A 14,687-nucleotide genomic window follows, 5' to 3' on the forward strand; every position below is an offset into this window, starting at 1 on the left:
CCTCTGTCCGGTTAGTGTCGCAGAGCAGGCAATCAGAGCGAAAATTCACGCCAGGCTGCTCAGGCTGTATTGTTTTGAGGTAAGGTGCATGAGCAAAGGAACGACCAGTCAGGATGCCCCATTCGGGACATTATTGGGCTACGCCCCAGGCGGCGTAGCAATCTACTCTTCAGATTACAGCTCCCTCGACCCGCGGGACTATGACGATGATGCCGCCTTTCGCAGCTATATCGACGATGAATATATGGGCCACAAATGGCAGTGCGTTGAGTTTGCGCGCCGCTTTCTTTTCCTCAACTATGGTGTGGTGTTCACGGATGTGGGCATGGCGTGGGAGATCTTCTCCTTGCGCTTTCTGCGTGAAGTAGTGAATGACAATATCCTGCCGCTTCAGGCATTCCCCAACGGCTCACCCCGGGCACCGGTAGCAGGTGCGCTGCTTATTTGGCAAAAAGGTGGCGAGTTCAAAGATACCGGCCATGTGGCAATTATCACTCAACTACTGGAAAACAAAATCCGCATTGCTGAACAGAATGTGATCCACACGCCGCTGCCTCCTGGACAGCAGTGGACTCGCGAACTGGAGATGGTGGTCGAAAATGGCTGCTACACGCTGCGTGATACCTTTGATGACACCACGATCCTTGGCTGGATGATCCAGACTGACGACACCCGATACAGCCTGCCGCAGCCGGAAATCGCCAACGAGTCATTGAAAATTGACGGTGCACGCCTGGAAGATAAAGGGCAATTTGATGGCAAATGGCTGGATGAGCGGGATCCGCTACAAAAAGCCTACGTGCTGGCGAACGGACACGTGATTAATCAGGACCCACACCAGTACTTCACCATTACCGAGAGTGCAGAGCAGGAACTGATAAAAGCGACCAACGAGCTGCATCTGATGTATCTCCACGCCACTGATAAAGTGCTGAAAGACGATAATCTGCTGGCTCTGTTTGATATCCCGAAAATCCTCTGGCCACGACTGCGCCTTTCCTGGCAGCGTCGTCGCCATCATATGATCACCGGTCGTATGGATTTTTGTATGGATGAGCGTGGGCTGAAGGTATACGAATACAACGCCGATTCTGCATCGTGCCATACTGAAGCCGGCCTGATCCTTGAAAGATGGGCTGAACGGGGTTACACGGGGCAGGGGCACAATCCTGCAGAAGGGTTGATTAACGAACTGGCGGGCGCCTGGAAGCACAGTCGTGCGCGTCCTTTCGTGCATATCATGCAGGATAAGGACATTGAGGAGAACTACCACGCGCAGTTTATGCAGCAGGCGCTACATCAGGCTGGTTTCGAGAGCAAAATCCTGCGTGGTCTGGACGAGTTGCGTTGGGATGAAGCGGGACAACTGATTGATGGCGACGGTCGTCTGGTGAACTGTGTCTGGAAAACCTGGGCATGGGAAACCGCGATTGAGCAGGTGCGCGAGGTGAGCGAAACCGAGTACGCCGCTGTTCCGATTCGTACCGGACACACCCACCAGGAAGTGCGCTTGATCGACGTGCTGCTGCGCCCGGAAGTGCTGGTCTTTGAGCCACTGTGGACGGTTATTCCCGGTAATAAGGCGATTTTGCCGATCCTGTGGCAACTGTTCCCACATCATCGCTATCTGCTTGATACGGATTTCACTGTCAACGACGAACTGGCACAAACCGGTTATGCGGTGAAACCTATTGCAGGACGTTGTGGCAGCAACATCGATCTGGTGAGTCATGAGGAAGAGTTACTGGATAAGACCAGCGGTAAGTTCGCAGAGCAGAAGAACATTTACCAACAGCTTTGGTGTCTGCCAAAGGTTGCTGGTAAATATATTCAGGTCTGTACGTTCACCGTAGGCGGTAACTACGGTGGCACCTGCCTGCGCGGTGATGAGTCGCTGGTGATTAAAAAAGAGAGCGATATCGAACCGTTGATTGTGGTGAAGGCGTAGCCTTGCTATCCCCGTGCTGGCTGATTTGCCATCGCGGGGTTTTAACGAGCGAGCCGTAATTGAAAATCCAAAAAGTAAAAACCGCCATCAGGGCGGTTTTTTTTGAATAGTGGTGTTGGGTCTGGACTTACAGTGCACACTGGCCATCGCTGCACCCTGATGTTACAGGTTCTTCTGAGGAAACAGACAGAGATTCGCTCAACAACGCGCCGATTTCTGCCCCCAGTGCCAGGTCGTCTACCTGACCAAAATATTGCTGGCGTAAGTATCCCTGCTGATCAATTAACGTCAGTGTCGGTGTACCGCGCATAGTGTAGGCCTGCATGGTTTGAGGAATGTCGCTTTCCGCAGACGGCATGTCCACTCCGACGGGAAAGGGGATACGGTATTCTGAAAGAAAGGTTTTCAGCGCTTGTGCGGTCATCACATCATGATGTTCGAAAACAGTGTGTAGCCCGATCACTGCCACCTTATCCTGCGGAAAAGTGGCGTAAACGCGAGAAACCTGCGGTAACCCGTGAGATACACAGCCTGGACACAGCATCTGGAATGATTCCATCACCACGACCTTGCCGCGCAGTGACTCCAGGGTTATCGGCTGTGGTGTATTAAACCAGCGTTCAACAGTCAGGGCTGGTGCGCGCGGATGACGAATCTTATTCATGTTCTCTCCAGAATCCGCATGGATCTGCGGGTTAGTATCAGTTACTGGTTTACTTTACCCGGCAGCATTGGTTTACGAAGGTAACTTTAAATACATCCTCGACGCAAAGCAGCAGCGCGTGAACGGATGCATTAGCCCGTCATACCGGCCAACCCGTGTGAAAGAAAATGGCGACTCTCCCTGTGGGATAATAGTATCGACTCGGTATCATTCGATTGTATGCGCAGGCAGAATCGCCTGTCAATGTAGTTTTGATTCGATACTATATGCAAGGCAAACTCCACACCCAGGCTGGAAGGTGTGCTTATCGGATATGTTTACTGGTAAACAGGAACGGGTTGAGGTGACCTTGAAAAGGGACAGGTCAGGATAAGCCGTTAGCTTTGGTACTCTGCTTTGCTGACACAAACGTTTGTCGGAGAAAAGGTATTCCCTAACAGATAAGCGTTGTTAATTTCATAAATCTGTACGCGTTTTTCAGGCATAGACAGGTCAAATATATTACGGGTAAACAACTTATCAGGAACGTCATCGATATTATGTTTGTTCATTTTCATCTCGTTCATAAACACAGTACCGTTTTCTTCAATTCGATAATCGAAGCTGACAGAACGTTGCAAGATGAGTTGTTTTTCGGGACGGTTGCCTGATTCTGCTTGCGTTGATATGACGCCAGCAAAATCCAAAATGCCAGTGTTATCTTTCTGGAGTTGAACCATCAGGCTGCCATTGTATTTCCCGCCTCCAGGTAGTTCAGGAAGCGAAAGTATGGAAATGCAGCGCACACTTATCCCGTGATGAGCAGGAATGACTGTCACACCATTAAGACTTAACAGGGCGCTGCATACCAGCAACATGGCTGAGGAAGAAAGCAATATTTTATTTTTAATATTCATGTATATATACATCCTTGCATCCGGCAAATTTCGTTTTTTCTGCATTTTTGAAAGTACAGCGGGACAGAAAAACACGCCCCTTTTCGCCGTAAACATACAGGTCGTCAGGCTGAAAAATAAATGATGCACCGGGCTGACATTTCAGGTGTAAATCAGCCATCTTTCTGGCCTGCTCAAGCTTGACTGGAGCCACTTCTTGCGAACTTTTATAAAGGGTATAAACCGGACATTGGTCAATGTTGCCGAGTTTGTGCAATGGCAGGACAGGAATGCTGTTTTCTTTGCCACTAAATAAAGACATTACCGGGTAAGAAAGCATAAACAGCGAGAGGCAGATGGTAGTGAGCAGCGCTATTTTTACTCGCTTCGAAATCGGAGGGATGATTTTAGCGATGTGAGGGGGGGAGAAGGAGACACGAGGATGCTCTTCTGCCACAGATATTAAACCCTCAGCAATAAAAAAGCCTACGCGTGGTACAGTCTGAATGATTTCTTGCTCACAACCAAGCTCCAGCAATCCTTTGCGAATCAGGGAAATATACTGGCTCAGTGAGTTATTTGATGCCTGCAGACCATTTTTGTCCCAGACATTGATGAACATCTCTTCTCTGGCGACGACTTTCCCTTCCTGCTGCAGCAGATAAGTCAGGATTCGGTTTGCTGTAATAGATAGCATTACTGAATTGTCAGGTATACTCAGGCTTGTCAAAACACCGTCATCACTTCTGAATGTAACTTCATTGTTAATAATATATTTCATTTTTTATTCATTAACAGAGTATCACTTAATTATAAACCATCACAATTCTTCTTTCTTGTTGCAGAATGATGAACTGCCTGATTGCCTAAAATGTAGTGTTTTATTTTTGTCTTTTGACATGAAAATTTAAAGTATCAGTTTAAATATCTATAGATGCGTATTTTTTTGATACAAATACCTGGTTTTTTTGAGGGGTTTTATTCTAGACTCATTTTTTTTTGATAAAAACTCCCTGAAACATACAGTTCCAATATGTCGTTATTCCCTTGGATATCCGGAATGTTAAGGCGCACAACAGTAGCTATCAGTTCTGCTAAACAGGAATTACTTCGTTCTTACTCATGGTTCTTACCTTCATTATTCTATTGATACGTTACTGAAAAGCGCTGATACGGACAAGGTTTTGTGTTTCTGCATCGCTATTCATTTGCTCAAGTTGATAAGGGATCAGGCGCGTTAATATCAACGTGTGGTGAGGTAATATTTATCTCATAACGATTAAGGTTCTCCAGAGTCATTAGGTCATTGATTGATTTGTAAATGACCGATGTTTTTAGAAGATGGTGTTTCACCCTTCATGAAAGGGCTAAAAAATCACACTAATAAAATAATAGAAAAATTGCAAAGCATCAAGAGACTTAAAACATTGGCCAGTAGCGTGTGATGCTTTTCGCTTATTATATACGACAAGCAAAGTCTTTGAACCTGCAAAATTGGCGAATTGTGAAGTGAAGTTTTTCCAACTGCAGTCGTAGTCATCGTCCATGAATGTAATTTTTTTGCAAATCAAGTGGATTGAATTTTTTATTATAAAGATTATAGTATGAGATTAGTCTTATAGATATCTTTGTCTATATTCAAATTCTCATTTTAAATGAATGGAGACTTATTATCATTTGAATTTTTACAGCCTTTTAATAAGCTGGAATTGTTTATTTGTTGTGATGTGAGTGTGTTGTGTAAATTACAAAATTTATACATATGATTATCAATCATTTGGTTGTTTTTTGTACTTTGTTAACATAAAAATCTTTACTTGCTTAAATTTATAGTCATATTATCTATATAATGTATCACTTTCGATATAAATAGATATTGCTATGCTTGAGTAATACCATCCGTCGAGTACAAGTTGCTCAATGTTTCAGCGGAAAACTTCCAGCGAAGAAGTCGTGTCCGTCCGCTGTATATTCATGAGTTCATCTACTGCTATGTGACCACGAAAATTTGCCAGTAAATAAAGGCATCGTGGAGTCTTTCGGAAAGGTAATTATGAATAAGATTTATAAAGTGGTATGGAGTGTGTCGCGCTCGTGTGCAGTTGTTGTTTCTGAATTGGCTAATCGATCTGGTGCTTCAGTAGAAACTAATAGCGACGTAGGTATTCGAGTTAATAACTATCGCTTTAATTTATCAACGTTGGCGTTAAGTATAATTGGTGCAGTATTCGCGACGCAGTCGGTAAATGCTCTGGCCGCTGATTATGTGCTGCCAGAATACACACCATATACCAATAGTAATGGTGTTGGTCAGCTTGTTGTTGGCGATGGTGAAACGATGAATATCGTCACTGGCGCTAAAGGATATGGCAGTATTGCTTCCGGGGCATCTGGTTTCCAGACGATGACAATTCAGCAGGCAATGGATAGCGGGTATATTTCATCTGGTAGTGAAAATATAAACCTGAAACAAACGACATTAGGTGGTCGTACGCACAGTATTCAATATGTCGATCCTGTCACTGGAGCCTCACGCACAATACAGGTTTACGACAGTAATAATTTCTCCACTAATAATATCGGCGATCTGACGACATATCTGGGGGTTGCAGTTGGCAACGGACAGTATGTCAATATGAAGCTGGCAACCGTAAAGTCGGGTGGTGAGCTTGATGTCAATATCGGTTCAAAGGGAAACGATTGGGCAGAACACACAGAGAACAAGTTTAATGCTGTCACTAAGGTTTCCGGGATTTATAACGTTGAGACCAGCGCCAGCGACACAAAAGATGCCGTACTGAACTACAACTCTAAAACTATCGTGCAAAGCGGTAGCATCGGTAATGTCGCGGATACTTCTGGAAAAACGTTTAGCTTTAATACCGCAACTTACAATGGCACCTTCTCCAGTGCGTTAGGCCAGTATACCGTTAACAATATTGATGATTTAAAAACCTATAATGATGCCCTGGTGAAGGCTGTTGAGGCGGGCCAACTCTCACCTGCAGACTATCAGGCGGAGTTAAACAAAGCCTATTCCACGGAACAAAAAAGCATCCACTTCGATACCAAGATCCCGGCCGGCGATGCTGTATTGCAGCTTGCAAACCGGGATGTGAATAGTTTCATAAAAGCTACCGGAGCGCACTCTGTCGTTAATATTTCTGCTGATGCAAATATTCAGGCTGTGTTCAGTGATACCTCCGTGGTGACATTGACCAAAGGCGCCACGCTGAACAACAACGGTACGTTAGGGACCGCTGCTGGTGCATCGGGGGGCGATTATGTCATTTCGGCACGGGACAGCATCGTGAATAACAACGGTGTTATTGACGGGGGTACCAGTCTTGATGTGAAAAACGCATGGGTCGGTGCGCATACCGCGATTCTGTCGACAGGTACCACGAAAGTGCAGAATGACGGCATTATCAACCTCGCTTCTCACCAGGATATTTATAACGCTTACGCTTTGCTGATGAACGACACGGCAACGTTTATAAATAATGGCGTAATGAATATTGCGACTGGCGGTGAACCAGTGCAATCCATCGATAGTGTATACACCTACGGTGTATTTGCTCAGCATAATGTCGTTGCGACAAACAACGGGACTCTCTATATCGGACGTACCGCCCAGGCGGTAAAAGATGAAACGACCAGTGAGGTTGTGGTGACGCTCCCCGCCATTGGTATGTATGTGAAAGGTGGGACTATCAATAACCCCGGCAACATTACTATCGGGGAAAAAGTAGAAAATGCTGTTGCTATCAAGGCGGATGGTAGCGAGTCGCCAGATGGCATCAGCGTTAAGCAAAATGGTGTTATCGATATCAATGGTACCGGGTCAGCGCAAAATACCGGGCTGATGGGTATTAACGGCGCGAAAGGTCTGGAAAACAGCGGCAAGATCAATCTGAATGGGTACAGTGCCAGCGGGATTGAGCTACAGGGAGGGAGCGAGGCGATTCACTCCGGCAGCATCAACATCACCAATGGCAGTACAACCGACAGTACGCAGAAAAACATTGGTGCCTGGGTTGAAGGATCGGGTTCACGACTGACCATGAGCGGGAGTGTCAGTCTTGCTGCAGATAACGCGATTGGTCTGCATGTTCGTGATGGCGGTACGATCGATATTACCGATACGGGTAAAATGTCTTTTGACAGTGGTAAGAACCAAATCGGTTATTTTGTTTACGGTAGCGGTTCTAAAGTCAACGCATCCTCTTCGACCCTGCAGGACGTATCGACTGAAGGGTCAACGCTATACCGTATTGAAGGCGGTGCAACCTTTGATGGTAGTGGGTCATCAGGTACGACAATGACGGCATCAGGCAAAGACTCCACTATTCTGCAAGTGACGGGGACGGGAAGCCATTTTGATTCCGGTTCGCAATCATTGAGCATCACGGGCGACGGTGCCACTGGCGTGCGTGTGGAAGGCGGTGCTGATGGTGTTATCACTAAAGATGCGGTGATTGTTAAGCTCTCCGGTAAAGGGACCACTGCCGGGATTGTTGATGGTAATTATTACGATCTGTCCGGGAATGTTGATGCGAGTCTGAAGGGCGACTCGGTACTTACCAGCTATGCCACATTGAATACCAGCAACACAGCGGATGGTGCCTTCGGCTACATCGCTCGCAACGGTGGTACGCTTAACCACCAGGGTACTATTGATTTCGCCCAGGCGGGCAGCACCGGCGTCCTGGTTTCTGGCGGCACGCTGAATAACGCTGGTGATATTAACGTTAATGGTGTCGCGGTCAGTATTGAAGGTGCTGATTCGGTTGTTAAAAACGATGCGACGGTAACCGCGACGGATGGCACAGCAGCCTATCTTGTTGGCAATGATGCCTCGCTGAGCTTGACCGGTTCGGGGGAAACCAAAGCAGCAGGAGACGCGCATGGCATCCTGCTGGCTAACGGCGCGAAAGGCCTGACTGTTGATGGCGCTACCATTACGATGGACAGTGCTGGCAAAGGGAGTGCTATTGAAAACGTCGCTAAAATTGCGGGCATCCAGTTAAAAGATACTACTGTAAGCGTAGGTAACGGTATTGGTATTCATACCGGCGCATCGCTGGCGCAAACCAACTCCGGTACTGTTACCGTAACGGGTAGCGGCACGGGGATTTTGTTTGAAAATATTGACGGTAGCGAAACCGATCAAACGCTGGATATGTCCGATTCACGCAACCTGATGATCAACGTCGAACAGGCTGCAGGCAAAGGGATTGTCACCAATGCGTCAACCGATCTGAAAACAGGTGTCAGCGTTAACGTGCTCGACAGTGATGGCGGTGAAGCGCTGATTATTGGGGGGACAACCAAAAATGTTGAGCAATCTGGTGAGCTAACCTCGAAGTCAACAAGCCATGCGGTGGTCAACGCTGATAATGGTGCACTGGAAAGTTTCATTAATAAAGGTGTGATTAAAGCGCTGGATGCCTCGCAAAAAGCAGTGGAAATGCTGACGGGGACCGGGGTTGTGTTTACAAACGCCGCAGGCGCGAGCATTGTCGGACAGGTTAATCTGATGAGCGGTGATAACACGGTTACGCTGGATTCTGGTAGTACGGCCACGGACGTCACGACCGGAAGCGGTAACGATTTGTATGTGCTCAATGATATTAAAGAGACGGAGACATCGCTGTTTACCAGCCTTAATGGTGGTGCGGGTGGAGATACACTTCAACTGAAAAACGCGCAATACATCCTGAATCGTACTGATGCTATCAGTGGTATGGAGCATATTGATCTCACTGCTGGCTCCGTATTTACCGTTGATAATGTCACATTTGCGCTGGGTGATAATCAAAACGATGCTGCTGATACTGGTTATAGCATCGACGAGACCAGTACGCTGTCGCTGAAATCCAATAGTGTGTATGCCTTTAACAGTCATCTGGCGGGTACCGGTACGGTAGAGGTGGATGCCAGCGGTAATGCGTTCGATTTTACCAGCAACAATGCAGCAGACGGATTCAATGGCACGCTGGCGCTGAGCAACAGCACCTTTGAACTGGCGGGGATGAATACTCAGGCGCTGAGCCAGGCGACATTAAGTGTGGGTACGGGGAGCGTGACGCACGTGGGCGCTGGCGAGCAGAAGATTGGAGGACTTGCCTTTAACGGCGGTACGGTCAGTTTTGACGGTGTGACCCCTGGGCAGAGTAACGCTGAAGGGACTATTCATTCAGGGAAGATGGATCTTTCCGGGCGCGGTACCGTGCAGGTTGATACTGGCACGATCAGCAATGATCGTCCGCTGGCTGATACCACGCAGTCACTGCTTGAACAGGACGATGCGCAGTCACTGATCCAACTGGCTACCTCAGATACCCCGGTTTCAGGCGGTGCGGGTAACCTGACGCTGACTGATAGCAATGGCAATATCATTAGTGATGGCGTGGAAGTCGACATCAGTCAAAACGGCGAGGTCGTGGCGAAAGGGACTTATGACTATCGTCTCACCGGCGGTGCGAGTGATGACGGCCTGTACATTAACTATGGCCTGACACAGGTAGATTTGCTGGCATCTGGAGATAATGCGCTGGTACTGGATGCAAATGGCAAGACCGGCAATGCGGCGGATCTCAGCGCCCGTGTAACCGGGAGCGGAGATTTGGCGTTTGATAGCCAGAAAGGCCAGACGGTATCACTGTCCAATCAGGATAACGATTATACCGGCGTTACCGATGTACGCAGCGGCAACCTTCTGATGCAAAATGATAATGTTCTAGGGCAGACCAGCGAACTGCGTCTGGCGACAGAGTCCGGGTTTGATATGAATGGTTATCGCCAGACTATCGGTAAGCTAGCTGCGGCAGCAGGCTCTTTGCTGAATATTAACGGTGGTAGCCTGACACTTGAGCACGGCGGCTCAGCAGACGGTGTGTTAACGGGAAGTGGTGAGCTGAACGTGAATGCCGATACGCTGACCATTACTGGTGAAAACAGTACGCTCACGGCGAAAACCACCATCGCGGAAGGTGCCCGCGTGTTAATGAACACGACTCTGGGTCTTGGTTCGGGTGATATTGTAGCGGCAGGAACGCTATCGATCGGTAAGGCCGCAGGCAATCTATACAATAATATCAGTGATGCCGGGCTGGTTGAACTCAACGGCAGTGATGTTGTGCTGGTAGGCAATAACAGCGCTTTCACCGGTCAGTTCTCTATCGATGCGGATTCCCAGCTCACCGCTTCTATTGCAGAAAACCTGGGCAGTGCGGATGTGAGTAATACGGGCTCTCTGGTACTGAACAGCGACACTGACTGGCAACTCAATAATGATGTCTATGGTAGTGGTCGAGTGACCAAACTGGGCGCAGGCTCCGTTACCGTAGGTGATAACGCAGCCTGGACCGGGCAAACGGATATTGAGCAGGGCGGGTTAGTGCTGGGCAACGCAACGTCGCCGGTTATCCTTGCCAGTTCACAGGTGAATGTTGCGACATCTGGCATGCTCTCTGGTGTCGGTGGTGTTGCTGGCAATGTGAATAACGCAGGGAGAGTGCAGGTTGGTACCGGGACTGGCGATAATCTTCTGTTTACGGTGGGAGGCAATCTCACTAACAGCGGTACTATTAAGACCGGCGTGAATGGCCAACTGGCGGGCAACCAACTGGTAGTTAATGGCAATTATGCGGGTAATGACGGCCATCTTTCATTAAACACTGCTTTGGGGAATGATGATTCCGTAACGGATAAGCTGGTTGTGAAGGGTGATACCAGCGGCACAACTTCAGTTAGCGTCACTAATGCTGGTGGGAAAGGGGCTGCCACGATCGACGGTATTGAAGTGATCCACGTAGACGGGCAGTCGGATGGTGAATTTACGCAAGCAGGTCGTATTGTGGCGGGCGCTTATGATTATACTCTTGGGCGTGGTCAGGATGAGAACAGTGGCAACTGGTATTTGACCAGTGGTAAAACAGATCCAGACCCGGATCCGAAACCAGATCCTGATACTGATAAAGATCTGCGCCCGGAGGGTGGGAGCTACACGGCAAACCTGGCGGCAGCAAATAATATGTTTGTTACCCGTCTGCACGATCGTCTGGGTGAAACCCAGTACATCGACGCGCTGACAGGCGAGCAGAAAGTGACAAGTATGTGGATGCGTCATGTCGGTGGACATAACAACTGGCGTGACGGTAGCGGCCAGCTGAAAACCCAGAGTAATCGCTATGTAATGCAGATTGGTAGCGATATTGCCCGCTGGAGTGGCGATGGACTGGATCGCTGGCATCTTGGCGTGATGGCCGGGTATGGACATAACAACAGCAATACGCGCTCCTCATCTACAGGTTATCGTTCTGATGGTTCCGTGAATGGTTACAGTGCTGGGGTCTATGCAACATGGTATGCCAATGATGAAACGCATCAGGGGGCTTATCTGGATACATGGGCGCAGTACAACTGGTTTAATAATAGTGTCAAAGGCCAGGGTATTCAGGGTGAATCATACAAATCGAAAGGGATTACCGGATCGCTGGAGCTGGGTTATACGCACAAGCTCGGTGAATTCACCGGAAGTAAAGGTTCTGAAAACGAATGGTTTATCCAGCCGCAGGGACAAGCTATCTGGATGGGGGTTGAAGCAGACGATCATCGTGAATCGAATGGTTCTCACGTCAGCGGCAAAGGAGATGGCAATATCCAGACTCGGCTGGGAGTCCGTACTTTCCTGAAAGGCCACAGTGCAATTGATGATGGCAACGCACGAGAGTTCCAGCCGTTTGTGGAAGTGAACTGGATCCACAATACCCGTAACTTTGGCACAACAATGGATGGGGTCAGTATCCGACAAGAAGGCGCACGTGATCTGGGTGAAATTAAAACGGGTGTTGAGGGGCAAATTAATCCGCAGCTCAATATCTGGGGTAATATTGGCGCGCAGATTGGAGATAAAGGTTATAACGATACTTCAGCGATGATTGGTATTAAATATAACTTTAAGTAACTCAAACTAACTAGATCGAATTCAGTCAGTCCTGGCAATTGACTGAGTTCGAGTTACTTTTTTGGTGCCAGAAAGCAAAAAACCAGCCCTAAGGCTGGTTTTTCTAAATAGTGGTGTCTGGAATCGGATTCGGGGAACTTAAATACTCGTGTCTGGATAGAGTATTTTATGCTAAGTTTTAGATAAATAATCTATCGCATGTTAGAGAGTGTCGATATTAATGGCTTCCTAAGGTAAATATTTAATACGTTATATTTATGTTTTGTTGCATTTACTGCGGTTTATAGCGAACTTGGTTTTTTTGTGTTCTAATATTATTTAGAACAGTTTTTAAGGAGTTATATATGGAATACATTCCAATTTTTCTGGCTTTCGGTTCTGCTCTGATAGCAATTATCGGTAATACATGGGACAAGAATGAGTCCGGCCTAAAAAAACTTACGATTCCAGGACGCTTCACACTCGCTTTAGTAGTTTTTGCACTCATTTACTCATTTGTTTCTACGTATCAACAGCGTGAAAATGAACAACATATTAAATTAGAAAAACAAAAGCTTGGCAAAATTATAAACTTAGAAATATCAAAAAGTTTGAATTCTATAGCATCACCTTTTCGAAGTCTTTACATTGAAAATAATGGTGGTAAATACATCAGTGATAACAACATCTCTTTTGATTTAATGCTTAAGAAGCCGATGCTGGAAAAGGCTCAGAACACATGCCTGGAATTGCGACCAAAGACTTTCTTCTCTGTGCCTGATGGCGGCACATGGAATGATATATTTCGTACTCATATAACATCTGGTATTAATCGTCTTGATAGACTGGTAGATCGCTATGGTTCCTCAATGAGCGTGGATATGCTGGATGCTATCAATGACCTCCAGGTCAATGGTTATTTCAGTTGGTATGCATATAGTATTCCTCGTCGGGAGAGTTCTTCCAGATCAGAAAATGCTATTCCTCCATGCGCTATTGGGCAAGCAATAGGGGTTCATAAAGTGTATCTGGAAATGCTAAAAAAAATTGAGGTTTTGAATGATAGTGAGACGCTTGTTCGTTGAACACGCGTTATGAACTATTTATATGCAGATATCAGTGGATATGTGAGCATACTCATTTTAATTATGCATACTTTTTAATAGTTCCGGGGCTTCAGTCACAAGCCGGTATTTCGTCCGGAAGCACCTACTGCTGAGCAAAACGTTGCCACACCTTGTATCAAAAAAACGAGCGCCGCTCAGCGAGAGGTTGGTGACATTTGCAGTCAGAACGACCACAAATCTACTGCATCCTTCAGAAAGCAAAAAACCAGCCCTAAGGCTGGTTTTTCTAAATTTTGGTGCCCGGACTCGGAATCGAACCAAGGACACGGGGATTTTCAATCCCCTGCTCTACCGACTGAGCTATCCGGGCAACGAGGCGCATTAAAACCGATTCGCTTCGTTTCGTCAACGAAATTTCTTCAATTCAATGCAGACTGCACAATCTATCACCAGATTGCTGGTATTGCACGCATTCTCAGGCAAAAAATGCAGTCCATGCAGCGGAAAGCGGCATTGCCAGTAGCAGAGCGGGAAGCATATTAACGACCGCGAACATTTTGATTCCACAAATGCGTAAGCCGGTTGCCAGCAGCAATAATCCGCCTACAGCGCTAAAATCGGCCATCATTGCAGGCGTTGTCAGTGGCAAAATCAACGCAGCACAGGTGACCAGAGTTAACTGGATTGCCAGCACCGGCACGCAAATGGCTGATACCGCAATACCCAGCGAGCAGGCGAAGATGGCGGCGGTGAAGAAATCGAGAAAAGACTTAGCGATTAAAATATTAGGGTCGCCAGTCATCCCTTCATGCATCGCCCCAAAGATCCCGGTACCGCTGGCGCAAAAAAGCACAATGATTGCTACATAGCTTTGGATAAAAGACTCATGCGTTGCATTTACATCTGATCTGGTGAAAACCTGTTGTGCTTTAGCTACAGCAGCGTTAATCCCTTTTTCCAGATAACAAATCTCGCCGATTAACGCGCCGACCAGCGTTGCCAGAACCATGACTGGCAGATTGGCGCACTTAATTACCGGTAAAATCCCAATACCCAGAGAGGCCAGCCCGAAAATAGAGGTCATTGAGACTCGAATACGTTCTGGTAAATGCTGGCTGAGTAGTGTGCCGAGAACACCGCCACATAAAATGGCGCTGGCATTAATAAAAGGTCCGATTACCAC

Annotated in this window: 7 protein-coding genes and 1 tRNA gene; 3 read left to right on the forward strand and 5 right to left on the reverse strand. The window is 47.2% G+C overall.

Features of this window, described 5'->3' with window-relative positions; all coding sequences use genetic code 11:
* Window positions 1–88 precede the first annotated feature (88 nt).
* Complete coding sequence (gene gss, locus LG384_RS21075; protein ID WP_045447493.1) at window positions 89–1,948, forward strand: bifunctional glutathionylspermidine amidase/synthase; 1,860 nt, start codon at window positions 89–91, stop codon at window positions 1,946–1,948.
* A 127-nt stretch (window positions 1,949–2,075) separates the two neighbouring features.
* On the opposite strand, the gene LG384_RS21080 is transcribed toward gss, so the two are convergent.
* The 3 genes from LG384_RS21080 to LG384_RS21090 form a co-directional block, all read right to left on the reverse strand.
* Window positions 2,076–2,612, reverse strand: a complete 537-nt coding sequence (locus LG384_RS21080; RefSeq protein ID WP_045447490.1) for a redoxin domain-containing protein — start codon at window positions 2,610–2,612, stop codon at window positions 2,076–2,078.
* 377 nt (window positions 2,613–2,989) lie between these two features.
* Complete coding sequence (locus LG384_RS21085) at window positions 2,990–3,508, reverse strand: hypothetical protein (protein WP_048220566.1); 519 nt, start codon at window positions 3,506–3,508, stop codon at window positions 2,990–2,992.
* Window positions 3,498–4,268 carry a winged helix-turn-helix domain-containing protein gene (locus LG384_RS21090; RefSeq protein WP_200009985.1) on the reverse strand — a complete coding sequence of 257 codons (771 nt, stop codon included), beginning with the start codon at window positions 4,266–4,268 and terminating at the stop codon, window positions 3,498–3,500. Before LG384_RS21090 ends, LG384_RS21085 begins: the two co-directional genes overlap by 11 nt.
* Window positions 4,269–5,540: 1,272 nt before the next feature.
* On the opposite strand from LG384_RS21090, the gene LG384_RS21095 reads away from it, so the two are divergent.
* Both LG384_RS21095 and LG384_RS21100 read left to right on the forward strand, forming a co-directional pair.
* Complete coding sequence (locus LG384_RS21095) at window positions 5,541–12,458, forward strand: autotransporter outer membrane beta-barrel domain-containing protein (protein WP_225761458.1); 6,918 nt, start codon at window positions 5,541–5,543, stop codon at window positions 12,456–12,458.
* A gap of 344 nt (window positions 12,459–12,802) precedes the next feature.
* Complete coding sequence (locus LG384_RS21100) at window positions 12,803–13,522, forward strand: hypothetical protein (protein ID WP_200009983.1); 720 nt, start codon at window positions 12,803–12,805, stop codon at window positions 13,520–13,522.
* A 276-nt stretch (window positions 13,523–13,798) separates the two neighbouring features.
* Here LG384_RS21100 and LG384_RS21105 read toward each other — a convergent pair.
* Both LG384_RS21105 and LG384_RS21110 read right to left on the reverse strand, forming a co-directional pair.
* A tRNA-Phe gene (locus LG384_RS21105) sits at window positions 13,799–13,874 on the reverse strand.
* A 105-nt stretch (window positions 13,875–13,979) separates the two neighbouring features.
* Window positions 13,980–14,687: a DUF554 domain-containing protein gene (locus LG384_RS21110; RefSeq protein ID WP_225761459.1), complete on the reverse strand. Its 708-nt coding sequence runs from the start codon at window positions 14,685–14,687 to the stop codon at window positions 13,980–13,982.

The organism is Citrobacter sp. Marseille-Q3906, assembly GCF_916618775.1.
GTDB lineage: Bacteria > Pseudomonadota > Gammaproteobacteria > Enterobacterales > Enterobacteriaceae > Citrobacter > Citrobacter murliniae.